At 60.3% G+C, this 517-nt stretch carries 1 protein-coding gene; it reads right to left on the minus strand.

Annotated features, from left to right (window positions below; all coding sequences use genetic code 11):
* Window positions 1-226 precede the first annotated feature (226 nt).
* Window positions 227-517: ATP:cob(I)alamin adenosyltransferase (locus A3764_RS19685; RefSeq protein ID WP_150122322.1), on the minus strand; the 291-nt coding region annotated here is incomplete at its 5' end.

Here is a 517-nt window from a genome sequence, read left to right on the forward strand (position 1 = left end):
TTTGACACGCACTTTCACGTTGTAGTCGATCACGCGTTTGACAGGCACCAATACCTTCATGGGCGTTTTCTCTCCTCGATTTGCGACTCGACCCTTGGCCAAATCCTTGGAACTCTCCCCGTCGGTTTAACGAAGCGTGCCTTGTTGAAACAGGGCAAAATCGGCATCCCGGAGGGCCGCGACGCCGCGTTTCGCTGTTTTGGCCGTATTTCTCGGCAGGTGGCGGTTACCGATTGGCGCCGGGCACCCAGNGCACATCATCGGCCCCGGCGTTGTTCGCCATGCGCGCGGCGACGAAGAACCAGTCGCTCAGCCGGTTGAGATAGCGAACGGCAGCGCCGTTCACATCCTGCTTTCCGGCCAGTTCCACCGACAGGCGTTCAGCGCGCCGTGCCACGGTACGGCATACATGAAGATCGGCGGCCAGCTTTCGGCCCCCCGGCAGGATGAAGCTGCGCAGAGGTTCGAGTTCGGCATTCATAACGTCGATTTCCCGCTCCAGCCGATCGACTTGTGC

The organism is Sulfitobacter sp. HI0129 (assembly GCF_001635395.1).
In the GTDB taxonomy this organism is placed as follows: domain Bacteria; phylum Pseudomonadota; class Alphaproteobacteria; order Rhodobacterales; family Rhodobacteraceae; genus Sulfitobacter.